Origin of the sequence: Roseococcus pinisoli, from assembly GCF_018413645.1 — a bacterium.
Lineage (GTDB): Bacteria > Pseudomonadota > Alphaproteobacteria > Acetobacterales > Acetobacteraceae > Roseococcus > Roseococcus pinisoli.
In genome coordinates this window covers 59,019-79,905 of the sequence record NZ_JAHCDA010000003.1, presented here as the reverse complement: position 1 = coordinate 79,905, position 20,887 = coordinate 59,019, and the positions used below count along the sequence as shown (strand labels likewise).

General features: G+C 62.4%; 46 protein-coding genes. 45 read left to right on the top strand and 1 reads right to left on the bottom strand.

Going from position 1 to position 20,887, the window contains the following annotated elements:
- Positions 1 to 71: 71 nt before the first annotated feature.
- The 37 genes from KHU32_RS15305 (at position 72) to KHU32_RS15130 (ending at position 17,330) form a co-directional block, all read left to right on the top strand.
- Complete coding sequence (locus tag KHU32_RS15305; protein WP_213671024.1) at positions 72 to 515, top strand: DUF6378 domain-containing protein; 444 nt, start codon at positions 72 to 74, stop codon at positions 513 to 515.
- 31 nt (positions 516 to 546) lie between these two features.
- Positions 547 to 855 (top strand): hypothetical protein, encoded by a 309-nt coding sequence (locus KHU32_RS15300; RefSeq protein ID WP_213671023.1) that lies wholly within the window; start codon positions 547 to 549, stop codon positions 853 to 855.
- Positions 839 to 1,258 (top strand): hypothetical protein, encoded by a 420-nt coding sequence (locus KHU32_RS15295; RefSeq protein WP_213671022.1) that lies wholly within the window; start codon positions 839 to 841, stop codon positions 1,256 to 1,258. The genes KHU32_RS15300 and KHU32_RS15295 overlap by 17 nt, the downstream gene beginning before the upstream one ends.
- A gap of 36 nt (positions 1,259 to 1,294) precedes the next feature.
- Positions 1,295 to 2,008 (top strand): hypothetical protein, encoded by a 714-nt coding sequence (locus tag KHU32_RS15290; RefSeq protein ID WP_213671021.1) that lies wholly within the window; start codon positions 1,295 to 1,297, stop codon positions 2,006 to 2,008.
- An 83-nt stretch (positions 2,009 to 2,091) separates the two neighbouring features.
- On the top strand, positions 2,092 to 2,217 hold the full coding sequence (locus KHU32_RS23325; RefSeq protein WP_283771078.1) for a hypothetical protein: 126 nt from the start codon (positions 2,092 to 2,094) through the stop codon (positions 2,215 to 2,217).
- The gene (locus KHU32_RS15285; protein ID WP_213671020.1) at positions 2,217 to 2,636 is read left to right on the top strand and encodes a hypothetical protein; all 420 of its coding nucleotides are present in this window, start codon (positions 2,217 to 2,219) and stop codon (positions 2,634 to 2,636) included. Before KHU32_RS23325 ends, KHU32_RS15285 begins: the two co-directional genes overlap by 1 nt.
- Complete coding sequence (locus KHU32_RS15280; RefSeq protein WP_213671019.1) at positions 2,633 to 3,418, top strand: hypothetical protein; 786 nt, start codon at positions 2,633 to 2,635, stop codon at positions 3,416 to 3,418. The genes KHU32_RS15285 and KHU32_RS15280 overlap by 4 nt, the downstream gene beginning before the upstream one ends.
- A gap of 35 nt (positions 3,419 to 3,453) precedes the next feature.
- Positions 3,454 to 3,843 (top strand): pyrophosphohydrolase domain-containing protein, encoded by a 390-nt coding sequence (locus KHU32_RS15275; protein ID WP_213671018.1) that lies wholly within the window; start codon positions 3,454 to 3,456, stop codon positions 3,841 to 3,843.
- Complete coding sequence (locus KHU32_RS23555; RefSeq protein ID WP_408887851.1) at positions 3,777 to 4,334, top strand: endonuclease VII domain-containing protein; 558 nt, start codon at positions 3,777 to 3,779, stop codon at positions 4,332 to 4,334. The genes KHU32_RS15275 and KHU32_RS23555 overlap by 67 nt, the downstream gene beginning before the upstream one ends.
- The gene (locus KHU32_RS15265; protein WP_213671016.1) at positions 4,331 to 4,549 is read left to right on the top strand and encodes a hypothetical protein; all 219 of its coding nucleotides are present in this window, start codon (positions 4,331 to 4,333) and stop codon (positions 4,547 to 4,549) included. Before KHU32_RS23555 ends, KHU32_RS15265 begins: the two co-directional genes overlap by 4 nt.
- 2 nt (positions 4,550 to 4,551) lie before the next feature.
- Entirely contained in the window at positions 4,552 to 4,971 is a 420-nt protein-coding gene (locus KHU32_RS15260; RefSeq protein ID WP_213671015.1) for an SLOG family protein, read from the top strand.
- A 67-nt stretch (positions 4,972 to 5,038) separates the two neighbouring features.
- Entirely contained in the window at positions 5,039 to 5,281 is a 243-nt protein-coding gene (locus KHU32_RS15255; RefSeq protein WP_213671014.1) for a hypothetical protein, read from the top strand.
- On the top strand, positions 5,278 to 5,673 hold the full coding sequence (locus KHU32_RS15250; protein ID WP_213671013.1) for a hypothetical protein: 396 nt from the start codon (positions 5,278 to 5,280) through the stop codon (positions 5,671 to 5,673). Before KHU32_RS15255 ends, KHU32_RS15250 begins: the two co-directional genes overlap by 4 nt.
- Entirely contained in the window at positions 5,670 to 5,903 is a 234-nt protein-coding gene (locus KHU32_RS15245) for a hypothetical protein (protein WP_213671012.1), read from the top strand. The genes KHU32_RS15250 and KHU32_RS15245 overlap by 4 nt, the downstream gene beginning before the upstream one ends.
- A gap of 278 nt (positions 5,904 to 6,181) precedes the next feature.
- Positions 6,182 to 6,442, top strand: coding sequence for a lipoprotein (locus KHU32_RS15240; RefSeq protein ID WP_213671011.1), 261 nt, complete (start codon positions 6,182 to 6,184; stop codon positions 6,440 to 6,442).
- Positions 6,442 to 6,954, top strand: coding sequence for a hypothetical protein (locus KHU32_RS15235; RefSeq protein ID WP_213671010.1), 513 nt, complete (start codon positions 6,442 to 6,444; stop codon positions 6,952 to 6,954). The genes KHU32_RS15240 and KHU32_RS15235 overlap by 1 nt, the downstream gene beginning before the upstream one ends.
- A gap of 157 nt (positions 6,955 to 7,111) precedes the next feature.
- On the top strand, positions 7,112 to 7,282 hold the full coding sequence (locus KHU32_RS15230; RefSeq protein WP_213671009.1) for a hypothetical protein: 171 nt from the start codon (positions 7,112 to 7,114) through the stop codon (positions 7,280 to 7,282).
- 70 nt (positions 7,283 to 7,352) lie between these two features.
- Entirely contained in the window at positions 7,353 to 7,607 is a 255-nt protein-coding gene (locus tag KHU32_RS15225) for a hypothetical protein (protein WP_213671008.1), read from the top strand.
- On the top strand, positions 7,604 to 8,092 hold the full coding sequence (locus KHU32_RS15220; protein WP_213671007.1) for a hypothetical protein: 489 nt from the start codon (positions 7,604 to 7,606) through the stop codon (positions 8,090 to 8,092). The genes KHU32_RS15225 and KHU32_RS15220 overlap by 4 nt, the downstream gene beginning before the upstream one ends.
- 2 nt (positions 8,093 to 8,094) lie before the next feature.
- Positions 8,095 to 8,403, top strand: coding sequence for a DUF4031 domain-containing protein (locus tag KHU32_RS15215; RefSeq protein WP_213671006.1), 309 nt, complete (start codon positions 8,095 to 8,097; stop codon positions 8,401 to 8,403).
- Positions 8,404 to 8,513: 110 nt separating this feature from the next.
- On the top strand, positions 8,514 to 8,897 hold the full coding sequence (locus KHU32_RS15210) for a hypothetical protein (RefSeq protein ID WP_213671005.1): 384 nt from the start codon (positions 8,514 to 8,516) through the stop codon (positions 8,895 to 8,897).
- Positions 8,878 to 9,255 carry a hypothetical protein gene (locus tag KHU32_RS15205; RefSeq protein WP_213671004.1) on the top strand — a complete coding sequence of 126 codons (378 nt, stop codon included), beginning with the start codon at positions 8,878 to 8,880 and terminating at the stop codon, positions 9,253 to 9,255. Before KHU32_RS15210 ends, KHU32_RS15205 begins: the two co-directional genes overlap by 20 nt.
- A 30-nt stretch (positions 9,256 to 9,285) precedes the next feature.
- Positions 9,286 to 9,801, top strand: a complete 516-nt coding sequence (locus KHU32_RS15200) for a ribonuclease H family protein (protein WP_213671003.1) — start codon at positions 9,286 to 9,288, stop codon at positions 9,799 to 9,801.
- Entirely contained in the window at positions 9,801 to 11,147 is a 1,347-nt protein-coding gene (locus KHU32_RS15195) for a hypothetical protein (protein ID WP_213671002.1), read from the top strand. The genes KHU32_RS15200 and KHU32_RS15195 overlap by 1 nt, the downstream gene beginning before the upstream one ends.
- A gap of 30 nt (positions 11,148 to 11,177) precedes the next feature.
- Complete coding sequence (locus KHU32_RS15190) at positions 11,178 to 11,582, top strand: helix-turn-helix domain-containing protein (protein ID WP_213671001.1); 405 nt, start codon at positions 11,178 to 11,180, stop codon at positions 11,580 to 11,582.
- Positions 11,531 to 12,631, top strand: a complete 1,101-nt coding sequence (locus KHU32_RS15185; protein WP_213671000.1) for a tyrosine-type recombinase/integrase — start codon at positions 11,531 to 11,533, stop codon at positions 12,629 to 12,631. The genes KHU32_RS15190 and KHU32_RS15185 overlap by 52 nt, the downstream gene beginning before the upstream one ends.
- A 4-nt stretch (positions 12,632 to 12,635) precedes the next feature.
- On the top strand, positions 12,636 to 13,262 hold the full coding sequence (locus KHU32_RS15180; RefSeq protein WP_213670999.1) for a hypothetical protein: 627 nt from the start codon (positions 12,636 to 12,638) through the stop codon (positions 13,260 to 13,262).
- Between the two features lie 28 nt (positions 13,263 to 13,290).
- Positions 13,291 to 13,464, top strand: coding sequence for a ribbon-helix-helix domain-containing protein (locus tag KHU32_RS23550; protein WP_213670998.1), 174 nt, complete (start codon positions 13,291 to 13,293; stop codon positions 13,462 to 13,464).
- Complete coding sequence (locus tag KHU32_RS15170; RefSeq protein ID WP_213670997.1) at positions 13,464 to 13,775, top strand: hypothetical protein; 312 nt, start codon at positions 13,464 to 13,466, stop codon at positions 13,773 to 13,775. Before KHU32_RS23550 ends, KHU32_RS15170 begins: the two co-directional genes overlap by 1 nt.
- A gap of 47 nt (positions 13,776 to 13,822) precedes the next feature.
- Positions 13,823 to 14,023 (top strand): hypothetical protein, encoded by a 201-nt coding sequence (locus KHU32_RS15165; protein ID WP_213670996.1) that lies wholly within the window; start codon positions 13,823 to 13,825, stop codon positions 14,021 to 14,023.
- Positions 14,020 to 14,223 (top strand): hypothetical protein, encoded by a 204-nt coding sequence (locus KHU32_RS15160; protein ID WP_213670995.1) that lies wholly within the window; start codon positions 14,020 to 14,022, stop codon positions 14,221 to 14,223. Before KHU32_RS15165 ends, KHU32_RS15160 begins: the two co-directional genes overlap by 4 nt.
- A 261-nt stretch (positions 14,224 to 14,484) precedes the next feature.
- Positions 14,485 to 14,901, top strand: coding sequence for a hypothetical protein (locus KHU32_RS15155; protein WP_213670994.1), 417 nt, complete (start codon positions 14,485 to 14,487; stop codon positions 14,899 to 14,901).
- Complete coding sequence (locus KHU32_RS15150) at positions 14,898 to 15,230, top strand: hypothetical protein (protein WP_213670993.1); 333 nt, start codon at positions 14,898 to 14,900, stop codon at positions 15,228 to 15,230. The genes KHU32_RS15155 and KHU32_RS15150 overlap by 4 nt, the downstream gene beginning before the upstream one ends.
- Complete coding sequence (locus tag KHU32_RS15145) at positions 15,227 to 15,544, top strand: hypothetical protein (protein WP_213670992.1); 318 nt, start codon at positions 15,227 to 15,229, stop codon at positions 15,542 to 15,544. The genes KHU32_RS15150 and KHU32_RS15145 overlap by 4 nt, the downstream gene beginning before the upstream one ends.
- Complete coding sequence (locus KHU32_RS15140; protein ID WP_213670991.1) at positions 15,541 to 16,176, top strand: HD domain-containing protein; 636 nt, start codon at positions 15,541 to 15,543, stop codon at positions 16,174 to 16,176. The genes KHU32_RS15145 and KHU32_RS15140 overlap by 4 nt, the downstream gene beginning before the upstream one ends.
- A gap of 289 nt (positions 16,177 to 16,465) precedes the next feature.
- Positions 16,466 to 17,080, top strand: a complete 615-nt coding sequence (locus KHU32_RS15135; protein WP_213670990.1) for a hypothetical protein — start codon at positions 16,466 to 16,468, stop codon at positions 17,078 to 17,080.
- 28 nt (positions 17,081 to 17,108) lie between these two features.
- Entirely contained in the window at positions 17,109 to 17,330 is a 222-nt protein-coding gene (locus tag KHU32_RS15130) for a hypothetical protein (protein WP_213670989.1), read from the top strand.
- On the opposite strand, the gene KHU32_RS15125 is transcribed toward KHU32_RS15130, so the two are convergent.
- Complete coding sequence (locus tag KHU32_RS15125; protein ID WP_213670988.1) at positions 17,305 to 17,487, bottom strand: hypothetical protein; 183 nt, start codon at positions 17,485 to 17,487, stop codon at positions 17,305 to 17,307. The two genes, KHU32_RS15130 and KHU32_RS15125, sit on opposite strands and share 26 nt — an antisense overlap.
- 293 nt (positions 17,488 to 17,780) lie before the next feature.
- On the opposite strand from KHU32_RS15125, the gene KHU32_RS15120 reads away from it, so the two are divergent.
- From KHU32_RS15120 to KHU32_RS15085, 8 genes are all read left to right on the top strand, one after another.
- Positions 17,781 to 17,975: a hypothetical protein gene (locus tag KHU32_RS15120; protein ID WP_213670987.1), complete on the top strand. Its 195-nt coding sequence runs from the start codon at positions 17,781 to 17,783 to the stop codon at positions 17,973 to 17,975.
- Positions 17,975 to 18,145, top strand: a complete 171-nt coding sequence (locus KHU32_RS15115; protein ID WP_213670986.1) for a hypothetical protein — start codon at positions 17,975 to 17,977, stop codon at positions 18,143 to 18,145. Before KHU32_RS15120 ends, KHU32_RS15115 begins: the two co-directional genes overlap by 1 nt.
- Before the next feature lie 85 nt (positions 18,146 to 18,230).
- Positions 18,231 to 18,800, top strand: coding sequence for an HD domain-containing protein (locus KHU32_RS15110; RefSeq protein WP_213670985.1), 570 nt, complete (start codon positions 18,231 to 18,233; stop codon positions 18,798 to 18,800).
- A gap of 4 nt (positions 18,801 to 18,804) precedes the next feature.
- Positions 18,805 to 19,644 carry a hypothetical protein gene (locus tag KHU32_RS15105; protein WP_213670984.1) on the top strand — a complete coding sequence of 280 codons (840 nt, stop codon included), beginning with the start codon at positions 18,805 to 18,807 and terminating at the stop codon, positions 19,642 to 19,644.
- On the top strand, positions 19,645 to 20,109 hold the full coding sequence (locus KHU32_RS15100; protein ID WP_213670983.1) for a hypothetical protein: 465 nt from the start codon (positions 19,645 to 19,647) through the stop codon (positions 20,107 to 20,109).
- Positions 20,109 to 20,375, top strand: coding sequence for a hypothetical protein (locus KHU32_RS15095; RefSeq protein ID WP_213670982.1), 267 nt, complete (start codon positions 20,109 to 20,111; stop codon positions 20,373 to 20,375). The genes KHU32_RS15100 and KHU32_RS15095 overlap by 1 nt, the downstream gene beginning before the upstream one ends.
- The gene (locus tag KHU32_RS15090; protein WP_213670981.1) at positions 20,375 to 20,572 is read left to right on the top strand and encodes a hypothetical protein; all 198 of its coding nucleotides are present in this window, start codon (positions 20,375 to 20,377) and stop codon (positions 20,570 to 20,572) included. The genes KHU32_RS15095 and KHU32_RS15090 overlap by 1 nt, the downstream gene beginning before the upstream one ends.
- The gene (locus KHU32_RS15085) at positions 20,569 to 20,856 is read left to right on the top strand and encodes a hypothetical protein (RefSeq protein WP_213670980.1); all 288 of its coding nucleotides are present in this window, start codon (positions 20,569 to 20,571) and stop codon (positions 20,854 to 20,856) included. Before KHU32_RS15090 ends, KHU32_RS15085 begins: the two co-directional genes overlap by 4 nt.
- The last annotated feature ends 31 nt before the right edge of the window (positions 20,857 to 20,887 follow it).

The following is a 20,887-nucleotide window of genomic DNA, read 5'->3' as shown; positions in this document are numbered from 1 at the left end:
ACGAACTGCTTCGCGGTTCCGACTATGCACCTGCTCGAAGCCATCCGGATTTCTCACGGCAAGACCAAGAGTTGAGCAGCGGCCTCACCGCCGCAGAGAACGATCACTTCGTGGACATGGAGGTTCACATGACTCAGAATTCCGATGTGGCCGAGGACGCTCGGCCTGCCGAGCCCCCTGGGTTCGGAAACCGCAATATGCCACCTCGACATGTGAGCGGCACCGTCGCTGCGGAGTTCCTGTTGCAGGCCGCCGAACTGGTGAAGGGTGTCCGCAACATCACCCACGGCGAGAAGGAGGCCAGCTTTTCGGCCACAGCCTCGGTGTGGAACGCCTACCTCGGCGCTCGCCGCGACCCTGCCCGTCAAATCAGCTCGGGCGACGTCGCCATCCTCATGGTTCTGCAGAATTTCGTGCAGGCCGAACACGGCATGTTTTCGCGCGAGCGGGCTCTCAATGCCGTGGGCTATGCGTCGATCTGGGCCGAATTGCTCACGCCGCCACCTGCCACCTAACCACTCACCACTGTCTCAAGGAGGAGACCACGTGCTCGCCGAATTTACCCCAGAAGGTCGTCCGACCATCCAGCCCCCACCCCCTCCACCGAAGATCATGACCGAGATGCCCGACATCTGCGTCCTGCACTTCACCACCATCAACGGTCGCCATTACGAGGTCGCTGCGCATGTTCTGCCCGGCCTGGACTTGGCGGGCATGGCTGAGCAGGTGAAAGCCAACCTGGACAAGGCTGCAGCCTTCGACGGCGATCGGGCAACGTACAACGTCGGCCCACTCGTCGTGCGTGTCGATCAGATCGAGTCAGTGGAGGCCCGGCACTATGCCCCAACAGCATAACGACAACCTACCGGCCCCGCCGGTCCAGGCGCGCAAGCTGATGCTCTCGATGGTCCAGCTCTTCGAGGTCGGCCGGAAGCTAAGCTTCTCGATCCAGACCAACGACGACCAGACACGCCGCGACCTGGTCACCGGTGCCGGCATGGAGCTGGAGCGTATCGTCAACCGGCTTCGGATGACGGAGCTCCCGATCGCGACGCGACATGCTCCTTACCGAGACGACACCGCGATGCTCCTCTCTGTGGCGGAGATCCTGGAGTGCGGGCGAGACCTCGGATACGCGGCGCTAATTCCGCCGGACGAGAGCCGGATCACCAAGATCGCCGGTGTCGTGGCAGGCCTCGAGCGGGCTCTTCGGCGCATCTGGGGCCCGATGCCAGAGCCGGAACCTCTCGCGGCGTAACTGTGCACCCAGGTGCATCAACCAAGGAGGGTTGGGATGCTAAAGTTCGTGAATAGGGCTGTGGTGGAGCAACGGGGGCAGGATAAGACGTCGACCCCCGACGCCGACCCACTGTTTCGAAAGCTCGACTTCTTCCCCACCCCTCCTTGGGCCGTCCGCGCCGTGATGCCGTTCCTGGCCCCCTACCTGCCCACCACGATCACGATGAAAGACCCCAGCGCAGGGGCCGGCCACCTGATCTATGGGGCCGCCTCGTCAAAGGCCTTCAAGCATGTCGAGGCCCAGGGCACTGACATCCACGACTACGGCTTCGGCTACGCCTACCAAGACATGCTGACCTCCCAGAACGAGGAGCATGATCTCGTCATCACGAACCCACCATTTCCCTTCGCTGCTAGGTACGCCCACCGCGTGCTGACCGAGTGGGAGCGCCCGCCTCTCGTCTTCGCCATGCTGGTTCGCAACTCCTGGCTCGAGGGTGTGGGCCGATACGACAAGATCTTCGGCAACCCCAAGACTCGCCCGACCGCCAACATGGTCTTCTGCGAGCGGGTGCCGATGGTATTGGGCCGCTACGACCCGGATGCCAGCACGGCCACTGCCTATTCCTGGATCGTGTGGTCACGCCTGCTGCAGGGCGACCAAACCAGAACCATTTGGATACCCCCTGGCCAAAAGAAGTCTCTATTCCGGGAAGTTGACCGAGATGTCGCCCTGGGCTGGTCGGCAACTGGCCATTCTCCCAACTAATACTTGCATTAACCGAACAAAATCCTTGCCTTGAGCCAGATGCTCTCGTAGCTTTATGGTTCATCGAACCCAAGGAGGGGTTTATGCGCGAGTTTATGCTTCCAGTCGTCACGGCTCTACTGGTCGTGACATCAGGTGCGCTCTATGCCGCCATCTTCATCGCCCCGCCCGCCCATTGGTCGATGAACCTCGCGAACGGCGGCCTCTAATGCCCCGCGCCCCGTTCTATGAACCCGCCACTCTGAAGAACCGGCTACGCGGCATCTACCGCACTCCCATCACCGATGGGCTGGGCCCGGCCGGCGGCGAGGAGCCCGACAATCCTCTCGAGCACGTCCACACCTTCGAGACTGTACCGATCCAGCATGAGGCCGCTGCCTACATCGAACGGCTAGAAGCGGCCTTGGCCCTGGCCACAGGCTCGAACGACAGCCTCGGCTTCCCTGTCTACCGCCACGTGAAGCGCGGCACCGAGTACACGGTCCTCGGTCAAGGCGAGCTGCAGATGTCAGCCGACCTGGTTGATGGAGCCGAGCTCGTGATCTACCGGGGCGACGACGGCAAGATCTGGTTCCGCGAGACCGGCGAGTTCCACGACGGCCGCTTTGTGAAGGTCGACCCGGCATGAGCGACGTCGACCTGCACCTGCGCCCCTTCGGCTGGGCACCCGGAGGCTACAGCTTCCACTGCCAGGACTGCACACCCGTCGGCGCCAGCATCAAGGACCTGCCCACGGGTGACAAGCGCGCCTGGCGCTGCCGCCCCTGCGCCGAGCAGGCCCTGGCCCGCCAGGCTGCTGCCACGGGCGTGGCCGAGGTCGCGCCCACCCTCACCCCCCAGCAGGACATCGAGGACCTAGTCCAGCGCTTCTCCGAGGCCCTGCGGGCCAAGCTGGTGATCTCCGAGGCTAAGCACCGCTGGAAGGGCCACTGGCGCCGCGACGGATGGCTCGCGGAGCTGCGCGCCGAACTGCTGCTGCATGTCGACAAGGGCGACCCGCGCGACGTGGCCGCCTACTGCGCCTTCGCCTGGCACCATGGCTGGAGCCTCGCCCCCACGCCGCCGGCGCGCACCGCCCAGCAGGAGGAGGCCAACCGGGCCAGCCTTCGCAACCACTGGCTGAGCTGCGGCAGGGCCATGGAGCGACGCCAGGTGCACATCGTGGCCGCCGCGTGCCGCTACGACAACGTGACCTACCGGCTCCCGCCGCCGGCGCGGCATGGCGACGTGCTGGAGCTCATGCGCAAGCTGCTGCCGCAAGGCACCGGCGGCCTGGAGCAGCAGGGGTTCGTCACCAACAACGACCACTTCGTCGGCCGTGAGGAGGCGTGCGTGATCGCGCGATCCGCCGGCCAGATCCTCCACAAGACCGGCCCCGAGGACGTCCTGTTCTCGGAGTGCGTCTGGTAGCCACCACCACTTCACCCGCGAAAAAGGAGTTTCGCATGTCGATTTTCGAGCAAGAGCGCGTCTTCGTGGAGGCCATGGGCCAGACCACGACGGTGCTGAACATCAAGCAGGCCGAGCTCTACAAGAAGCTCACCGAGGAGGAGAAGAAGGAATTCGACGAGGCCTGGGAGGCGGGCGACCGCATCGAGATGGCCGACGCGATCATCGACTCCATCGTCGTCTGGACGAACCTCGGACTGAGCCTCGGGCTGCCGATGCAGGCGCTGTGGGACGAGGTTCTGCGCTCGAACATGGCCAAGATCGGTCCCGACGGGAAGGTGACGAGGCGTGAGGATGGAAAAGTCCTCAAACCGGCCGGATGGACGGCCCCCGATATTGCTGGTGTTCTCGAGATCCACGAGACGCTCGCCGCCGACGCCTCCTGATCAGGGGAGGTCGGGTGTTCTTCACAGGTCCATGCAGGGAGTGTGGAGGAGCTCGGCCTCCTTCGCCGGCAGGCAAAAGGAAGTTCTGTGAGCCCTGCTTGGCCGCACGGATGAGGCTAAGCGACAGGACGAAGCAGAAAGCCCGACGCGCCAAAAGCGGGCACAAGGAGAAGTACCGGGCGTGGTCGGTCATGAAAAAGTACGGGATCACCATCGAGCAGATCGAGGTGATGCTCCTAAAGCAGAATGGATGTGCCATCTGCCATTCTGAACATCCAGGCTGGAACAAGGGGTGGAACGTAGATCACGACCATCAAGACGGGCGTGTTCGAGGCATCTTGTGTCAGCCGTGCAATTTGATGATTGGCCTCTCGAAGGATCGAACAGACACCCTGGCTAAGGCAATCGAGTACCTCGAGCGCAGCAAGACGACCGGCAATTTGTGCACCCAGGTGCACGCTGAAGGCCAAGGAGGGCCTGACCCCGCATGAACACCTCGCCCGTCCGACCGATCTCGCTCGACGACCGGATCAAGGACAACGACCCGCGCAGCCCTGGCCGCGTGCTCACGGTCACCGGCTTCGAGAACGTCTCCGGCATCCCGATGGTCCTCTGCAAGACCGGTGCCCGAAACGTGAAGGTGCCGCTCAGCCGCATCTACCTCGACGACAAAGAGAGGCGCACCGGTTTCTCGCGAGTCGCATGACCATGAGTATCGTCCTGCTGGTCTGCGGGGGCCGGGGCTACGGGCGTATGCCCGAAGTCTACAACCGCCGTGACAAGGCCGCCCTAATGGAGAAGGCCCGACTCGAGTGGGTGGCCGGCTGGGCTGGCATGGACAAGGTGCACCAGCAAACCCCCGTGCGACTGCTGATCCAAGGCGAGGCACCGGGTGGTGACGCCATGGCCAAGGCCTGGGCTGCCGCCAACAAGATCCCTTGCCGTGGTTTCCCCGCCGATTGGAAGGCTCACCCGAAGTCCGCCGGCCCGATCCGCAACAGGCAGATGCTCGTGGAGGGCAAGCCTGACGCGGTCCTCGCTCTTCCTGGACACAAGGGCACCGAAGATATGGTCAAGCAGGCCCGCCGAGTGGGGCTGCCCGTCTACTTTCTCGCCGGCGCTGCGTAATTCCTATTGCACCGAGGCCGGCTCCAGGCAGCCTCGGTGCACTACCCAAACCCAAGGAGGGGTTCATATGAACGAGACCGCAGTCCTCAACGCCGCGCCGATCGACACCGTCCAGAAGGCCTGGGTCGATGCTTTCGTCGACCGCTTCGTTGAGCTCGCCACGGGCAAGGTGGAGCCCCCCATCACCGAGGATGAGCTCCGGCTGTTCGCCCGCATCGCCGGCAATGGCAGCTACGACGTCTTCAAGAACGACCCGCCCGACGAATGCGCCCAGGGCGAGTGGGAAGAGTGGCTGGAGGCCAGCCGGTGAGCACACAAGCTCTTCTGGGCCTCATCCGCTCTCTCGACGATGTGGCCAACAAGCTCGGGCTCGAGCTGGCCATTCTTCCGGACGCGCTCGACCTGATCTGTAAGGCCACCGACATGCTGGAGGAGTATGCGAAGGTGGCGCAGCCCGGCCTGCAGGTCGAACGCAGCAAGCCTTCGAAAGTCCCGCAAGGACATGTCGAGGTCCGCGTTGCCATAGCTGTCGATCCAACAGGAAACTGGAACTCGAACGGCTGGAAGGACGCCGAGGGCAGTGCCGCAATGGACAACGCCATCGAAGGCGTCAGTGACGGAGAGGCTCGGTACTGGCTGACCGCCGTGCTCCCCATTCCCAAAGCGCCTGAGATCAAGGCTGAAGTCGAGGTCGTGCCGTGAGCCGCGCCAAGGGCATGCTGCGCCTGACGGATGACGTCACGATCGACCCGGAGAGCGTATCGCTGATCAAGATCGTCCGTAGCACCTCGTACAGCAACGGGCTGCCGGTCCTGATCATCGAGCGGCACATAGGCAAGACCCTCTTCATCTCGGCCGCCGATGATGCGGATGTCGATGTTCGCGCCCTCAAGGCGAAGCTAGAGCAGGCCTGCGGGGTGGCCCCGGCATGAGCACCCGGCCCAGAGTTGGAGACCCGGTCACCTATCGAGGTGAGCCCGCTGGGATCGTGTCCAGCGTCGAAGGCAACCTGTGCTGGATCAAACCGGACGAGGGCGACACGACCTTGTTCATCTGGCGCTTCAAGAGCCGGGTTCACGGAGGTGAGCCCGTTATGAACACCCTTCACGACTGGCCGACCAAGCAGTCCGAGTACGTGGTTCCCCACTGACGGCTGGCCCTGACCGAACAAGTCACTGAACAAGTCCCGGCTCCAAGGAGGGAGCTCAACATGAAGAAGACCATCCTCACCCTCACCGCCGCCCTCACCCTGGCGGCATGCTCCGATGGACCCACCGCCAAACGGGTCGCAGAAGACCAGGGTTTCACCCAGGTCGAAACGACGGGCTATCGCTGGAGCGGCTGCGGCGAGCAAGACAGCTACCGCACCGGCTTCCGGGCTCTGTCTCCGAATGGGCGCCGCGTCTCCGGCGTGGTCTGCAGCAGCTCGTTCTTCGGGTTCGGCAAGACCAACACGCTGAGGCTCGACTGATGCCCGGCACCTGGAAGACCCAACGCCTTGTCGACGGCCTGCACAAGGCTGCGATCGAGGGGGCCTTGTCCGAAGGCTGGGAGCCTTTCGCTGTCTGCCCGCACGGAGCGGAGACCTACGTCTGGTTCCGTAAGCACTCGCCTGCCGAGACGACGGTGGAGGCCGGGGTTCACATCGACGCCCGCGCGTTCGATTCCACTGGGTTCCGAGAGACCGTCAGCAAAATGGTTCGGGTCGCACTCGAGGAACAGGCCCGTGTGGTTCAGCCGGATCATCACTCCGTCGGGACGCCGCCGATGGTCAAGCTTGACAGCCGCCCCGACGAACCATGGGCCGGCCCAGAGATGTCCGAGGCTGAGAAGGCCCTGCGCGCATGTCACGCCGCTCGAATGGAGCAGATCCGGCGCTCCATCGCCGCGCACCAGGAAGGCATCCAGAGGCTGACCGAGGAGCGCGGTCGAATGCTCGACGAGCTCTACGCCCTGAAACGCTTGGAGGGCTGGACGCCATGATCTGGGTCGGATTCCTCCAAGCCTCGCCCCTGTTCGGCGGCACCGCCGCCTATGTTCAGGTGAGACACAATCAAGAAGGAATGGCAGCCGGCCTATGGGTGCTCGCTGTCATTGCTCTCGCTCTGGCCGGCGCCGCTGCTGGTAACAGGTGGGGAGCATGATCGCCCTCGGACAGGGCTTCCTCGCCCTCACCGCCCTGCTCTCGGTCGTGTCCGTCTATGCCCAGATCAAGACCGGCCGGTCCGACGTATCCGTCGCCTTCTGGATGCTCGCCCTGCTCTCCCTGATCGGGGCCGGCATCATCACGCTCAAGGTGACCCTGACATGAGATATGCCATCGGCATCAGTCTCCTCCTGTGGGTGCTGATCATCGCAGCCGTGAATCTGGTGATCGGCTCATGAACGACATGCAGGTAGGTCGCATCGAGTTCGGCCCAGCCGATCCCCACAAGCGGGCGCAGTTCGAAGAGATGCTCCGCAAGGCCAAGGAGTGGTTCGACGGGCTATCTCCCGTCGACCAAGCCCTTCACCGCGCAGAGCAGCGGCGCAGCATGATCCGAGGTCTGGCCGGCCAAGATCCGGGCCCAGGTATCCTGGTGGAGGAGGTCAAGCGGCTAAGAGCGCTCGTTGTGTCTCTTGGCGGCACCCCATGATCGGCAAGATCGACGAACACCTGATCGAGCGGGCCCAGGATGCTGCTGATGCCCTGGGCATATCCCCACTCAAAATCGCAGCCCAACTCTGTATGGGCTGCATCGCCTTCAGCATCCTGTACGAGGTGCTCCGCTGGGAGGGCACCGTTAATGCGACGCACTTCCTCGTAGGTGTCGTCGTGGTGGTTCTGGCCGGACACTATCGCCTGATCGCGGCGATAGACGACAAGCCAGCCGGCCCCGCCATGAATCCGCTGCGGCTCCGCTACTGGCTCTGGAGAAGACTAACCATCTTCCTCATCCCGACGATGGCCGGCTCAATGACCGCTGTGTGGTTTCACTCCCCAGCACTGCAGGCGGCGATCGACTGCGCACTGGCTGGGATGTTTGTGTGCCTCCCCTTCTTCGCGTCCTGCACCAAGCGGCCCCCTAAGCAGAAGCGGGCCACGGTGATGCGCCAGAACATCATCCTGCAAGGAGCGTGACTATGACGGTCTACGTCGACGACGTGCGGCATCAGTTCGGCCGGATGGTCATGTGCCACATGTGGGCGGATTCCCTGGAGGAACTGCTGGTCATGGCAGACGCCATAGGGGTCCAGCGCAAATGGCTGCAGGTGCCTCCGAAAGCGAGTTGGGTGCATTTCGACATAGCCCTGTCGAAGAAGGCTCAGGCTCTGAAACTCGGAGCTGTTCTGACGGATAAGTACGGCCCCTTGGAACACCTGGCTCGCCAGAAAGGTGATGAGGCGAAGCTCGAACAGATCACCCAGATTCGGACGCAGAGGGCCGGCTGAGACGCGATCATGCCTCCGGAGATACGCCCAGCACCGAGCATCGAGATGATCAGAATGGCTGGATAGAAAGTGCCGAAAAAGTGCTTCCGAACGATAGCCAAGGATAGCCGATGCCTCCCGCAAAAATCCCCACCAGGGAAGAAGAGATCAACCTCGCTGCGAGGGACCTCTCGATGCGCATCGGCTTGTCGATGATGGACCAGCTCAGGCGCACCGGTCAGTCGTTCGGGAGCATGGCGGTGACCCTGCAGGTGCCCGAGATCGAAGTTCGGGTCGCCATGCTGGGCCTGCTGGAAGGTTCGATGGGACAGCACATGACGCTGCAGGGTTTGGCCGAACTGTGCGTGGCCGCTGATCTGGTGATCGACCTGGGCGCGATGTCCACGGAGGAGTTCGCCGAGAGGGACGGCTCGTATGAGCGCTTCACCGACGGCGGTGACGCAGAAGATCCGGAAGAAGGGGTGCTGGAAGACCATGTCGGGACACAGCACTGATGGCCGCCGGCCGCGCCCCAAGATCGTTCCTTGGCGCCGTCGTATCCGCCAGCCGACTCTTGGCTCGCCCCTGGTTCGGTTTGTTTTCACTGCTGCCAACGCCAAACGGGTTTCCCTATCCGAGGTCGCGCGGGCGTCTGGTCTGGAACGAAAGACCCTGCATCGCTGGCAAGGTCACAGCACAGCGCTGCTCGCTCCTGTCGAAGCAGCTCTCGGCGCGCTCGGTTATCGCCTGGTGGTGCAGGACATGGACACGGGAAGGATCATTTCGCCCGAGGCGTCGAATGAAGAAGTCGAAGCGGCGATATTAGAAGAAGAAAACCCCGTGACAGAAACTGCGCCCACGACTACGAAGTAGAAGCTGTTCGTGGCCAAGGAGGGTCGCTGCATGACTATCAAGATTGCTCAGGCCAAGCTGGCCGAGCATCGTGTAAAGGCCGATATCCGGCCACCTCTAATCACGTTGATCTGTGACGCCTCTTGGTGCCCGACGACCAACGCGGGCGGGTGGGCCATCTGGTGGAAGTCGAGTGCGAAGTCCGGCAAAGCCTCCGGTTTCTTCAACACCCCCTTCGCCAAGTCGTACATCGCCGAAGCCGCCGCGATCGTGAATGGACTGCACCGCGCCGATGCCCAGGGTGCTCAGGTGCTGGTCCAAACCGACTGTCTGTCGGCGATCAGCCTGCTACGCGACAAGCCGAAGCCGGCCAGCGGCGCCGACGCCCTGATGGTATGGGAGAGGTTCTGTAGCGTCTCCACACACACCGGCGCGCGCGTCACCTTTCGGCACATCAAGGCGCACAGCGGCACCGACACGCCGCGCACCTGGGTGCACGACATGCTCGACCAAGAAGCCCGCTTCCAGATGCGCCTCCGCCGGCACGAGCTGAAGGGCGCTGCGTAATGGTGATCCGTCTGCACCCGGGTGCACAGCTTCCGGAGGGAGTTCCAAACCTGTGGAACAACAAGCCCGTCACGATGACCCCGGAAGCTCTTCTCGATTGGGTCCGCCTCGTCTTCCCGCACGTGAAGGTGCTCTCGCCCGAGTTCGGCACGAAGATCGTGACCACCGACGGCGGCTATCTGACGGACCACGAAGAGACCATCACCACTTTGAACCAGGAGATCGCAGACACCTGGTTCAAGGAGCCTAAGCACACGCTCGTCGACCACGGTGAGATTGCGACCAGCGATATCGCGGCGAACGCGGTTGCGGCGAACCCCAACGTCGCCGGCAAGAAAGTGTGGCCTGGCAAAAAGACTATCGCCGCGATGTTGGACCCGGGCATGTACATCAACGACGAGCCGGTTGAGCACTACGGCTTCGGCCTACCGCACAATCTGAGTAAGACCGCGACCATGGGTATGCTGTACAGCGGCGGCCAGGTCCCCGCGACGGTCCGAAACATGCAGCTCGTCGAGCACCTGCCCCACGACGGTGCCGTGGAGAAGCTCTTCGTCGCGTCGTTCTGGAGCGAGGCCACACACCGAGCCTCAGCCTCCTGGCATTGGACGCGGAATGGAAATCACAAGGTCGGGACGGGTATCATGCTCGGGGGCCACTTCAATGGGCCGGTCGAAGCCCTTGTGCTGAGCATCGTTGAGGCCTTGAGGAAAGTCACACACGCCAAGCCAATCTCGGCCGACCTGCCGATCATCGTCGATGTGCCAGCCCTTTATGCCCAGGACGTCTATCTGGCGATGAAGATCGGCAAGGGTATGGAGAAGCCCCGCTGCAAATTGATCCTGAAGGCGCTCGATAATTTGATCGACAGCCGCTCCCTGAAGATCGGCGTGGTGTGCAATCTGCCGTACCAACAAGGAATGCATGCGAGCGTCTCGCATGGCCAAAAGGAGGGCGCGAAGTACGCCGCCCGCGTGGCGCTGATGGCCGATCCGCAGCAGGCCTTGGCCATGGACATGCACGGGCTTGCACATCAGGCCTACGAAGCCGAGCCGATGACCGAGGCCGACAAGGAGCCTTGGTGGGTTCCGAAGATGGAGCCGCTGCCCTCGATCTACGACGACTACGTGCCCGTTGAGAAGCCAAGCTTCGCCATGAAGTCGAACGGCGACATCGTGGCCGGACCAGGAGGCAGTAAGCCGATGAAGGCGATCTTCTCGTTTGCCGACCCTGCAAACGGCTATGACAACGCGACGGAGGAGGTGAGCACACCTCTGTTGGATGATTTCAACGAAGCCGTGAAGAGCCTGCTCAAGGACGATGGCTTCTGGAAAGACAAGCTTTAGCCAGCCCCAAGCGCGACCAAGGAGGGTCACATGGAGCTCGAGAGAATAAACCCCCACAAGGCAGCTTCAATCATGGGCTGCACCGTGCGGACGCTGACCTATTATGCAGTCCTCGGAAAGATTCCTGGAGCGATGAAACTGTCCGGCCGCTGGACGTTCAGAGAGCAGGCATTGAGAGACCATATTGCTGAGCAAGAAGCCTTGACCCAGATGCGCGCGGCAGCCTCTATTTCGGCAACCAAGCAGCCCTCTGCAGCAGGCCTCCCCAAATGTCCGCCACCGATGAAAAGCTCCCTGAAGGCCTATACCGCAGACCCAACCGTGAAGGTCTGTACGGACGGGTCCGGATCGACGGTGCTCTTCGGACAGTCGGCCTACGCGCTATGGAAGTCGAACAAGCAAAAGAAGAGCGCGACGCCTGGGCAAACAGTCTGAGAAAGAAGGCCGCCAAGAGCGTTGCCGCCCAGGCTAAAGCGCTCAAGGCCGGCCCCTCGGTGTTGTGGGAGGACGTGGTCGAGGCGGCTATTGGTCACGCAGAAGGATCGGGTCTGAAGCCGGCCACCCTGAAGCGCTACCGCAGCTCGCTGGATACCATCGACCCGCTGCTGCGAGGTGAGCGCGTCGACACGATCACGATGAAGCGGCTCCACCGTCTTGTGAAGGAGCGCAGACAGCCGCGCGTCGTGATGGTCGCGGGCAAGGAAAAAGGTTTCGACACACCCACGAATGCGACGATCAACCGGGACCTGAGCGCGGTGTCGCTGGTTCTGGAGTACGCCGTCATGGAGGGCTTGGTCGACGTGAATCACGCCCGTCTGATCAGCCGCAAGAAGGTGACGAAGGAGGTCCGAGATCCGAAGGAGATTCCCTCGGACGAAGACATCGCCACGTTCCTGAAACAAGCCTCCCCGGAGTTCGCCAACCTGGTCCGATTCCTTGTCGAGACCGGATGCCGGCTACTTGAAGGTGTCTGCGCACAGATGCCCGATCAGAGCTTGGAAGGGGCCCATCCCTTCGTCATGGTGCGCCACACGAAGAGCAATCAGCCCCGCATGCTGCGCGTGCACCCCGACACCGCCGCCTGGCTGCGAGAGCTGCCTCGCACGACGAAGACCGTGGAGTTTCCGAAGGAGACGGCAACGGGCAAGGCGATGAAGGGCATCCCGGTGTTCTGGCATGGCCGGCCCGAAGACCCGCTGCCCTTTCAGAATGCCTCATCGAACATCGCCCAGTACGGCAAGCGCATCGAAGGCGCGGTCCCTGGCTATCGGCACTTCGGCGCGCACGCCCTGCGGCACCGCTTTGCTCATCGCAAACTCGAGGAGGGGGCCGATTTATTCCTGCTTCAGCAGCACATGGGGCACAGCTCGATCAAGGTGACCGAAGGCTATCTGAAGACGATCAACGTCGCCAAGCGTGAAGCCGCCCTGATGGGTGCTGTCGGCTTGCCGGTTACCACCCTCCCCTTCAAGCCCAAGGGTTAGCTCCATGCCCGATGAGACCAAGCCGTCGACCGGCAAAGCCGTCCTTGTGCCCGCGCCTTGCAGCCAGTGCTCAAAGACTTCGGTCGTCGCGATCAATAGAACCCCGCTGTGCGTGAGCTGCTATTACGAATTCCAGGTCGCCCACCATCTGGAGTTCTCGAGATCTGCTGCCAAGGCAAACAATGCCGCCGCACTGATCGACGCATCCTCACAGTACGGCCTGCCTACACCGCAGATCCAAATCCCCCCTCTCCCAAGGCCTCCCATGCACCTGCACAACATCAAGATCGACAACAGCACCGTTGGTGTCGTTAACACCGGCCAGGTGCAGTCCATGGACGTCAACATGACGATCATGAAGCAAGGCGGAAACGCCAAGCTTGGCCAGGCCCTGGCCGCTTTCACCGAAGCAATCTTGAAGAGCCAACAGCTCCAGGATCAGCAACGGGCCGAGATGGTGGACCAGGTGTCGTTCTTGAGTGACCAGGCGGTGGCAGCGGCAAAAGACCGGAAGCCCGGCGTGATTAAGGCGACGCTGACGAGCCTGGCAACGGCGGCCGGGGGCCTGGTGTCTTTGTCCGAGGCTTGGGACATTCTTCGCCCGCTGCTGGCGTCCTATTTCGGTATCTGAGCCCGGCAGGTCATCGGGAGAACGTTGAATGAAGAACCGACGCCTGGGTGAGAGGCTTAGCCTGCGCCTGTCCCCTGAGGACCTCGAAGCACTAGATAATTGGGGCGAGGCCCGGGGGTGCAAATCCCGATCGGAAATGATTCGCGCCGTTCTTCGCACCCTTAGAAAGGATGCCTCAACCGATTCGACCAAGGAAATCTGATGTCCACCGAACAGCGTCTGAAAGACCTCGAAGAGTTCGTCGACAAGCTGTCGCACCAGCAGTCCCTGCAGGCTGTCGAATGGGGCAAGATCCAAGGCGAATGCTCGGTCTACGGCTCCATGGCCGGCCACCTGCTGCGCCTGCTCCCCCTACCCCTTCATGCATCGGTCCGAGCCATGCTCGTGTCCCAGAGAGAAGACTTCTCACAGAAGATCGAGAAGTATGGAGACAAGCCAGGCACCGCCAATTTCCAAGGCGGCATCGACGGCTGCACCTTGCTGATCACCATGCTGGATGAACCCCAGGAGTAACGACATTGGCCCGACCGCCACCGATGAGTCCTGCACTTCGGGATGAGATGATTGATCTTCGCGTACGGATTGAGCGCGAGTACGATTACGAGCACGCGCTCGCACCCGACGAGGACCCTAAGCCTATGCTCGAGGCGATCACCCGCAAGCATCTGAGGGGTGATGACCGCTGGGAATGGCATGTCCTCTACAAGTCCGGCAACACTGCCAAGTTGATGCTCGCCCCGAAGCCGGAGGCCCTGGAGTGATCTATGATGACAAGGATCGCGAGATCGTTGAACAGGAGATCATGAAGGCCTTTCAGGCCGCCAAGGTCACCCGGCCGCAGAGCGAATGGTTAGCTCTCCTGAAGCGAATAGGGGACGAAAAGGTCAGGTCCATGCGAGGTCACGTCGTTCAAACTTACGAGGCGAACGGCGAGTTCAATGTGCTTGTCTTGCCGGGATAAATTTTCCCCGCGCTAAGTGATTTTCCTCTTGTGCACCCAGGTGCACAGGGTATCGAAGTAGCCATCAGCCAAACCCAAGGAGGGGTTTCAGATGACACCGACCGAACGTGCACGCGCTTTCGCAGAAGCGCTCGAAGCCTGGGCCGATGCCCGGGATGACTATAAGCGCCGTTGGGATAGGGACCTCCCGACCTACCAGGCCCAGTGCACAAAAGACGCAGCCTTAGAGGCGGTCATTGAAGCCGCCGCCAGGCTTGCGTCATGAGTCGGCTCGATGTCCTCCGAGATCTAAATGATCGTTTGGAGAAGGCCGGCACCGGTAGCTCTCACCTGGACGAAGCGCTGTTCGGCCTGCGCGACAATTGGGACGTGCCGCTCAGTAATTCGGCATGGTACGCCTATCGTTCCGCCGGTCGACCCAGCTTCATGATGGAGATCCCCGACGCTCTGTCTCTCTTACCTGACGACTGGATCGTCAGCCTGAGGATCAACGCGCCGATCATCACGACGCACGGCGCCTATAAGCACAGTGCGACGCTGTGGAGGCCGGAGGACACGTTCAACCCGGTCGGATTCGGGGCCGGCCATACGTCCGCAGCAGCCGTCTGCCTAGCCTATGTGCGAGCACTCCTCGACAAGGAGAAGGCGCGCGTCGTCGGCGTGGAGGACGGGGCATGACTCCGGTGATCTACCCGGGCGTCCCGCCCATCCCCGACAGCGTGCCCGGTATGCGGTCGGTGTCCAAGGAGGAGTTCTACTCGACGGTCGGCCCGATGAACGTGCACCCGAGCGTTGTGAATCCGGCATTCAGTTCCTGGGAGACGCCTAACCGCGAGGTCATGGGCCGCTCTTACCCAGGCTGGAAGCACAGCGGTTTGCCGGGCACCCCGAGAGCCTACTTCGTCAAAGACACGCTCAGGCCTCCAGCCGATGCCCTTAGCGAAGCCAAGAAGCTCCTCGGGGCCGCTGCGAAGGCCGTCCTGCTGAAGGAGGAGGCTGCGTCATGAAGACCGTCCATTCGCCAGGTCCCTGGCAGTCCAGCGGCGTCCGCATCAACGGCGAGTTCCTGCTGAAGGCCGAGAAGATGCTGCAGGTGACCTGCCCCACGGGCGCGATCGCCTACATCCCCTACACCGACCGCGTGAAGGGTGAAGCTGAGATGGCCCACGCCGATCAGCGGATAATGGCCGCGTCCCTCCACCTGCTCGACGCGCTCAAGGAATTCGTCCACGGCTACCAGTCCGGCACGCTGACCGAGGCCGAGCGCAATCGAAACGCGCTCGATGCCATCAGCCTGGCCACCAGGGGGTTTACGACATGACCGAAGACATCAACCAGGACGACCTAGCCGGATACGAGGACCTGCTGCTCGCGCTGCCGGAGGACTGCAGAGGTACGGTAAGAACGGCTATGGGCCGACCCGGCACGCCGTATCATGGCAAGGAGCATCTCGGCCGCATGTGGCGCCTGCACCGGGAGGTCTTCCAGGGCGACGGCGACCTCGAGATGGCGCTCCTGATCGCCTATCACGATATCGTCTACGACCCGCAGGCACCGAAGAAGCAGAACGAGGAGCAGTCGACCGGCGTGTTCCTCCGGGCGGCCCCGAACCTCGGCCTCACGCACCAGCAGACGCAGCACATCACGGCTGCGATCCTCGCTTCGGCAGATCACATCGGCGTCGGAATGCGAACCGTCCGGCCCATGATGAACCGATGGGGCTCCTGGTTCCTCGACCTCGACCTCGAGCCGCTTGCCAGCCCCTATTTCGACCGCAACACGGAGCGTCTGCGGGAGGAGTACAGCCACTTGTCACCGGAGAAGTTCAATGCCGGCCGCAAGGCGTTTCTGGGGACCTTCTTGGCGGCTGACTGCATTTTCCGAACCGACATGGCCCGAGTTCGTCAGTGGGAGCAAAAGGCCCGAGAGAATATTTCGAAGGAACTCGCGTGAAGCCCGCGAATGACGACTTCCTACGAACTGAGGGGGAGATCCGCCCGATGCTCACCCGACTTGCGGCCGCAGCCGAACTGTTCCGCACGGACGATCCGACCGAGCTGAGCCTTCTCAACGACCTGGCCGTCGATGGCCTGGTGGCTTGGCGCGGCCCTCTGGTCGCCAGTCGGACGACCGCATCAGGATGGGGTCTGACAGACATTGGCCGGGCCTGGCTGAGGTCACGGCAAGGAAATTAAGACTGTGCACCTGGGTGCACGAAACCACGGCCAAGGAGGGTCGAACGATGAGCACACGAATTCACAAGGCAATGGGCTACGGCATGGTGCATCCGGACCGGCCCTGGCTCGACCAGCGCCTGTACACGGACGACAAGCCGGGTGAGGTCGATGCCTTCGTGAGAGGGCACTACAGGCGCCAGGCCGACAGCAAGGAGAGGGGCTGGTCACAGCTCGGCTTCGATTGCCTCCACCAGCACATGAGCGAGAAGGATCGGGAGCGCTACCCCAAGACCTTCTCGGAGACGGTGCGGTACGCCGAGTACACCGACACGGATGGGGGGCTGAGCCTGATCATACCGCCCAGCCAGGCCACCTATTGGTTCCGGTTCGATGACATCCTCGATTACACGGAGGTCCAGGCCCAGCGCCTGGAAGATCCGCTGGTGACCGTGGTCAAGGAGCTGCCCGTCCCGATCTACCCTTACCTCAACTGGATGGACCCGGTGACCGGCGAGAAGCTGGAGCACTACTCGAACATCAGCGACCGCAAGCGCTACGTCGAAGATCATGGCCACGCGCCCGTGCCGCTGCCACCCGAGGTCATCCTGCTTATCGCCGAGGAGCTCCGCTTCGGAGACTGGAAGCAGCTCCGCCCCTACGTTTGCACGTGGTGGTCCTGACAATCGAACCGACCAAGGAGGGCCGGCCATGAAGATCACCATCTATCACGCGAAAGACAGCGACGACCTGCTGCTCGCCCACAAGCTGCTGACGCTCTACCAGAAGGAGGGCTGGGCGGACGGCTCCCGGCCGACCCCGCGCAAGTGCGTGATCTTCGGCAAAGAGCGGACTGTCGCTGTGTGGGGAGGCCCAGAGCACATACGGGCCGCCTTCCCGAGGCCACTCAATCCACATGATGACGGATGCTGATCACGGGCGGTTCCGGCTCGGAAGGCGCCGGCGTCTCGTCACGAGCTTGGTGCTGGGGGAAAGCCTGGTGAAAGGCCTCCACGGCGTAATGCACGGCGAACACGCTGTAGCCGGCCAGAAGCAAAAAGTAGGCGATGAAGTGGATGAGGGGCGACATGCAAGCGGACTCCTTCCTAAAAAAGCAGGAAGATCCGGTCGCCCCTGAGAGCCCCAATTAGAGGCCGATTCTGGGTTTAGCTGCAATAGGCGAAGTGTCCGTTGCCCCCGACATCCTCAGAAACCCCAGAAATTTTAGAAAGCCGAATCAATCTGTTGGGGTGCAGCGCATAGACGTTCGACAGCAGATTCGTTGCGTCGTTATCAGGCTAAAGCAAGCGCCTGCGTATTTCATCTTGCACACTTCGATAGACCAGGCACGAAGGCGACCACATGGCCAAGGAGGGTCGAACGATGAGCCAGCAGATTTCCCAGCCGACCGGTCCCGACCAGAACGGCGCTTACCAGTGCAACGGCTGGGACATCCAGCAGACCGGTGCGGGTGACTGGCGCTGCTCCGTCATCGACGAGGATGGCGACTACCTCCAGAACGAGTATTTCGACACGAAGGCCAAGGCCCTCGCGCACGCTCGCAAGGAAGCCTCCTAATGGACGATGAGCGTCTCGAGTACCTGATCGGCTACCTGCGTGACCACCACGCGGGAGGGTTCGTGAATTGGGTCGTCCACCGCGACGAGCTGCTGAACGCGCTGGTCGACCTTCAAAAGCTGCGCGAGCGCCCCTTGCACTGCCCGAGCTGCAACGGGGATCACCCGTAATACCTCCAAATACCTCTTGCCAATATGCAGGCGGCAGCCCAGAAGAAAGACAGACGTCGTGGCCAAGGAGGGTCGCAAAATGTCCATGAGAAAGTTGCTGTTCAGACGAACCGAGTCGGCGGACTTCGCCATTGACTTCGCCGACCGGGCACACCGCTATCAGAATCGCAAGTATTCTGGTGAGCCCTATGTCTTCCACCTGATCGAAGTGCACAACATCGTGACCGGCTACACGGACGATCCCGTGACGCTGCAGGCCGCGCTGCTGCATGACGTCGTCGAGGACACGCCCGTCGAGCACCAGGCGATCCAGGCCATCTTCGGCCACGAGGTCGCTGATGTGGTGTGGGAGCTCACCGACCAGTTCACCGGCCCCGAGCACGGCAACCGCGCAGCTCGCAAGGCCCGAGAAGCCGCCCGCCTCGGCAACTGCAGCGGGCGAGCGCACACGATCAAGATCGCCGACCTCTGTTCGAACACGCGCTCGATCGTGCTGCACGATCCCAAGTTTGCGCCCGTCTATCTGAATGAGAAGCAGCAGCTTCTGCCGATACTGACCAAGGCCCCGCCGCTGATGCGCGCCTGGGCCGCCGACAAGCTTGCTCAGGTCGTCGCGTCCGGCACCTGGGTGTCCACCACAGCCAAGGAGGGCTGAAATCATGACCGACGCGCCGGAAGACAAGGGAGAGCGGCTGCTGTTCGAGCAGTTGTGCGACCGTGATTATGCAGGGGACCGCCTCGCCAGCATCGCAGCGGGCCTGGGCGCCATGTCGAAGGCGGTGCCGCAGGAAGGCAGCTTCAGCAAGATCCTCGCGATTTACTGCAACGAGGTCGCGAAGGCGGGTCGTGAGCTGATGGCCTTCCGTGAGAAGCCCACGGTCGAGACCCGGGAGCAGAAGCTCGAGACCCTACTGCGCGGCCTCCTGCAGAACGCCTGGATGTACGACGACGACCTCGAGAACCCGGTTGGCGACCAGCGCGACGCTAACGTCAACGCGAACGAGCTGCACGAGATTGCCAAGGAGCTCGACGCGCTCGGTGCGGCCCCGCCCATGGGGCATGACACCTGGGCCAGTTTATGGCCCCTGCAAGTGGGGGAGGACGACGAAGACGACGGCACCGCAGAAGACGAGGACGACGAGGAGATCAGTTCCCGTGTCATCGAGAAGGCCGTTGGTACGACCGAGCTCTGTGACCCTTCCCGGCTGAAGATACACTCGACCTTCTTGGCTGATGGCGTCGGACCGCTCTGGTGCGTCGTTGCGACGAAGCAGGGCAACTGGATCAGGGCGCAAGTCATCAACGGTGGCTGGAACATCGGCTTCGATCTGGACACCGGCATGGCAACAGAGAAGGGGACCGACAAGGAGGCCCTGCCGCACGCCCTGCAGGCCCACATCACCTACACAGGGAGCTTCAAGGGGTTCAGCGACCGCCAGTACAACGACGCGATCGCCTTCGCCCAAGAGCAGGTCCGCAACGCAGCCAAGGAGGGTTGAATGTCCAAGAACATTGTCATCGTCACTGCTCCCAACGGGTGGATCGTCCAGCAGGATGCCGGCCATCCTGCCCAGGTCCTCGACCTGATCGGTGTGGCCGAGACCATCGACGGCCTCTGCAGTCTGCTGAAGGCCCGCCTCACACCCGAGGAGGCCTCCCCAGCAACGCAGGCTACCAACCTCACCCCCCAGCCTTCGCGCCGTTCCCGCACGTCTCCAGCCCAAGGTGGACGGGCCGGCCCCGAGAGCCGCCGCGCCTGGACCGAAGAGGAGAACGAACTCCTGCGCAATGGGCACGGCACCCGCACTTCTATCGAGACCATCGCCGGCGCTCTGAGGCGCAACTGCGGGTCCGTCTACGCGCAGATGCTCAAGCTCGACCTGAAGCCCCGTACCGGCGACCATGAAGCTGTGCAGAAAGAGCGGGCATCGCTCCCGACTCTCGATCTGAGTCATGCTGCGTGATGCTCGTCTTCATCACCAAGCATGCCCTGACGACTGGCATCTGGTCGTTCGACGGCGAGGTCAAGCAGAGCGGCAACATGATCCGCTTCAAGGGCGAGAAGGACACCCTTCACCATCACTACCACGGAGAAGGCCGGGAGTGGCACCTCACCCTCGAAGCCGCCCAGAAGCGAGCTGAGGAGATGCGCCTGGCCAAGCTCGCCTCGCTGCGCAAGTCGGTCGAGAAGTTCGAAGGCACAACCTTCGGCCTCGTGAAGGCCCTGTGATGACGACGATTGCCGTCGGCATGAAGGTGAAGCTGCACGACAGCCAGGTGAAGGTCTTCAAGTCGTTCGCCGGATGGCAGGGGGAGGTCGTAGGGCCTCCCGGGGTGAAGGGCGAGGTCGAGGTCGTGTGGACACACCCAACTCGTGACTCCGTCCACCTGAGCCGGTGGAAGCCTGAACACCTGGTGCCGGCATGATCACCGCAGATGCCATCGGAAAGGAGGTCATCGTCATACGTCGATGGAATGAGGCCGACTCACGTCTGAAGATCGGCATGTCGGGTGTCGTGCGAGACGTCGTGTACCACACCGCGCCGAAGTTCTCGCAGTACGTCGTCGTCGGATTTCCCTTCGACCGGGAGATGAAATTCTACTTGGACGAGGACATGGTTGTCCTACTGAAGGAGTCGGGCCTGAAGCTCGTGGTGCACCCACCGCTTTCCGCCCTAACACCGAAGCAGCCCCAGCTTCCCTGGTGCTGAGCTGATCCCCACGGCCAAGGAGGGCCGATCG

Excerpts from the sequence above, each read along its gene's own strand:
- KHU32_RS15130 (WP_213670989.1), top strand. The coding sequence starts at position 17,109 with ATGAAGATCACCATCTATCACGCGAAAGACAGCGACGACCTGCTGCTC.
- KHU32_RS15115 (WP_213670986.1), top strand. The coding sequence starts at position 17,975 with ATGGACGATGAGCGTCTCGAGTACCTGATCGGCTACCTGCGTGACCAC.
- KHU32_RS15220 (WP_213671007.1), top strand. The coding sequence starts at position 7,604 with ATGATCGGCAAGATCGACGAACACCTGATCGAGCGGGCCCAGGATGCT.
- KHU32_RS15215 (WP_213671006.1), top strand. The coding sequence starts at position 8,095 with ATGACGGTCTACGTCGACGACGTGCGGCATCAGTTCGGCCGGATGGTC.
- KHU32_RS15200 (WP_213671003.1), top strand. The coding sequence starts at position 9,286 with ATGACTATCAAGATTGCTCAGGCCAAGCTGGCCGAGCATCGTGTAAAG.
- KHU32_RS15275 (WP_213671018.1), top strand. The coding sequence starts at position 3,454 with ATGTCGATTTTCGAGCAAGAGCGCGTCTTCGTGGAGGCCATGGGCCAG.
- KHU32_RS15265 (WP_213671016.1), top strand. The coding sequence starts at position 4,331 with ATGAACACCTCGCCCGTCCGACCGATCTCGCTCGACGACCGGATCAAG.
- KHU32_RS15090 (WP_213670981.1), top strand. The coding sequence starts at position 20,375 with ATGACGACGATTGCCGTCGGCATGAAGGTGAAGCTGCACGACAGCCAG.
- KHU32_RS15290 (WP_213671021.1), top strand. The coding sequence starts at position 1,295 with ATGCTAAAGTTCGTGAATAGGGCTGTGGTGGAGCAACGGGGGCAGGAT.
- KHU32_RS15100 (WP_213670983.1), top strand. The coding sequence starts at position 19,645 with ATGTCCAAGAACATTGTCATCGTCACTGCTCCCAACGGGTGGATCGTC.
- KHU32_RS15230 (WP_213671009.1), top strand. The coding sequence starts at position 7,112 with ATGATCGCCCTCGGACAGGGCTTCCTCGCCCTCACCGCCCTGCTCTCG.
- KHU32_RS23325 (WP_283771078.1), top strand. The coding sequence starts at position 2,092 with ATGCGCGAGTTTATGCTTCCAGTCGTCACGGCTCTACTGGTCGTGACA.
- KHU32_RS15255 (WP_213671014.1), top strand. The coding sequence starts at position 5,039 with ATGAACGAGACCGCAGTCCTCAACGCCGCGCCGATCGACACCGTCCAG.
- KHU32_RS15280 (WP_213671019.1), top strand. The coding sequence starts at position 2,633 with ATGAGCGACGTCGACCTGCACCTGCGCCCCTTCGGCTGGGCACCCGGA.
- KHU32_RS15145 (WP_213670992.1), top strand. The coding sequence starts at position 15,227 with ATGAAGACCGTCCATTCGCCAGGTCCCTGGCAGTCCAGCGGCGTCCGC.
- KHU32_RS15155 (WP_213670994.1), top strand. The coding sequence starts at position 14,485 with ATGAGTCGGCTCGATGTCCTCCGAGATCTAAATGATCGTTTGGAGAAG.
- KHU32_RS15295 (WP_213671022.1), top strand. The coding sequence starts at position 839 with ATGCCCCAACAGCATAACGACAACCTACCGGCCCCGCCGGTCCAGGCG.
- KHU32_RS15125 (WP_213670988.1), bottom strand. The coding sequence starts at position 17,487 with ATGTCGCCCCTCATCCACTTCATCGCCTACTTTTTGCTTCTGGCCGGC.
- KHU32_RS23555 (WP_408887851.1), top strand. The coding sequence starts at position 3,777 with ATGGACGGCCCCCGATATTGCTGGTGTTCTCGAGATCCACGAGACGCT.
- KHU32_RS15135 (WP_213670990.1), top strand. The coding sequence starts at position 16,466 with ATGAGCACACGAATTCACAAGGCAATGGGCTACGGCATGGTGCATCCG.
- KHU32_RS15210 (WP_213671005.1), top strand. The coding sequence starts at position 8,514 with ATGCCTCCCGCAAAAATCCCCACCAGGGAAGAAGAGATCAACCTCGCT.
- KHU32_RS23550 (WP_213670998.1), top strand. The coding sequence starts at position 13,291 with ATGAAGAACCGACGCCTGGGTGAGAGGCTTAGCCTGCGCCTGTCCCCT.
- KHU32_RS15165 (WP_213670996.1), top strand. The coding sequence starts at position 13,823 with ATGATTGATCTTCGCGTACGGATTGAGCGCGAGTACGATTACGAGCAC.
- KHU32_RS15225 (WP_213671008.1), top strand. The coding sequence starts at position 7,353 with ATGAACGACATGCAGGTAGGTCGCATCGAGTTCGGCCCAGCCGATCCC.
- KHU32_RS15105 (WP_213670984.1), top strand. The coding sequence starts at position 18,805 with ATGACCGACGCGCCGGAAGACAAGGGAGAGCGGCTGCTGTTCGAGCAG.
- KHU32_RS15170 (WP_213670997.1), top strand. The coding sequence starts at position 13,464 with ATGTCCACCGAACAGCGTCTGAAAGACCTCGAAGAGTTCGTCGACAAG.
- KHU32_RS15185 (WP_213671000.1), top strand. The coding sequence starts at position 11,531 with ATGGAAGTCGAACAAGCAAAAGAAGAGCGCGACGCCTGGGCAAACAGT.
- KHU32_RS15195 (WP_213671002.1), top strand. The coding sequence starts at position 9,801 with ATGGTGATCCGTCTGCACCCGGGTGCACAGCTTCCGGAGGGAGTTCCA.
- KHU32_RS15205 (WP_213671004.1), top strand. The coding sequence starts at position 8,878 with ATGTCGGGACACAGCACTGATGGCCGCCGGCCGCGCCCCAAGATCGTT.
- KHU32_RS15285 (WP_213671020.1), top strand. The coding sequence starts at position 2,217 with ATGCCCCGCGCCCCGTTCTATGAACCCGCCACTCTGAAGAACCGGCTA.
- KHU32_RS15260 (WP_213671015.1), top strand. The coding sequence starts at position 4,552 with ATGAGTATCGTCCTGCTGGTCTGCGGGGGCCGGGGCTACGGGCGTATG.
- KHU32_RS15190 (WP_213671001.1), top strand. The coding sequence starts at position 11,178 with ATGGAGCTCGAGAGAATAAACCCCCACAAGGCAGCTTCAATCATGGGC.
- KHU32_RS15110 (WP_213670985.1), top strand. The coding sequence starts at position 18,231 with ATGAGAAAGTTGCTGTTCAGACGAACCGAGTCGGCGGACTTCGCCATT.
- KHU32_RS15140 (WP_213670991.1), top strand. The coding sequence starts at position 15,541 with ATGACCGAAGACATCAACCAGGACGACCTAGCCGGATACGAGGACCTG.
- KHU32_RS15120 (WP_213670987.1), top strand. The coding sequence starts at position 17,781 with ATGAGCCAGCAGATTTCCCAGCCGACCGGTCCCGACCAGAACGGCGCT.
- KHU32_RS15235 (WP_213671010.1), top strand. The coding sequence starts at position 6,442 with ATGCCCGGCACCTGGAAGACCCAACGCCTTGTCGACGGCCTGCACAAG.
- KHU32_RS15085 (WP_213670980.1), top strand. The coding sequence starts at position 20,569 with ATGATCACCGCAGATGCCATCGGAAAGGAGGTCATCGTCATACGTCGA.
- KHU32_RS15095 (WP_213670982.1), top strand. The coding sequence starts at position 20,109 with ATGCTCGTCTTCATCACCAAGCATGCCCTGACGACTGGCATCTGGTCG.
- KHU32_RS15150 (WP_213670993.1), top strand. The coding sequence starts at position 14,898 with ATGACTCCGGTGATCTACCCGGGCGTCCCGCCCATCCCCGACAGCGTG.
- KHU32_RS15180 (WP_213670999.1), top strand. The coding sequence starts at position 12,636 with ATGCCCGATGAGACCAAGCCGTCGACCGGCAAAGCCGTCCTTGTGCCC.
- KHU32_RS15240 (WP_213671011.1), top strand. The coding sequence starts at position 6,182 with ATGAAGAAGACCATCCTCACCCTCACCGCCGCCCTCACCCTGGCGGCA.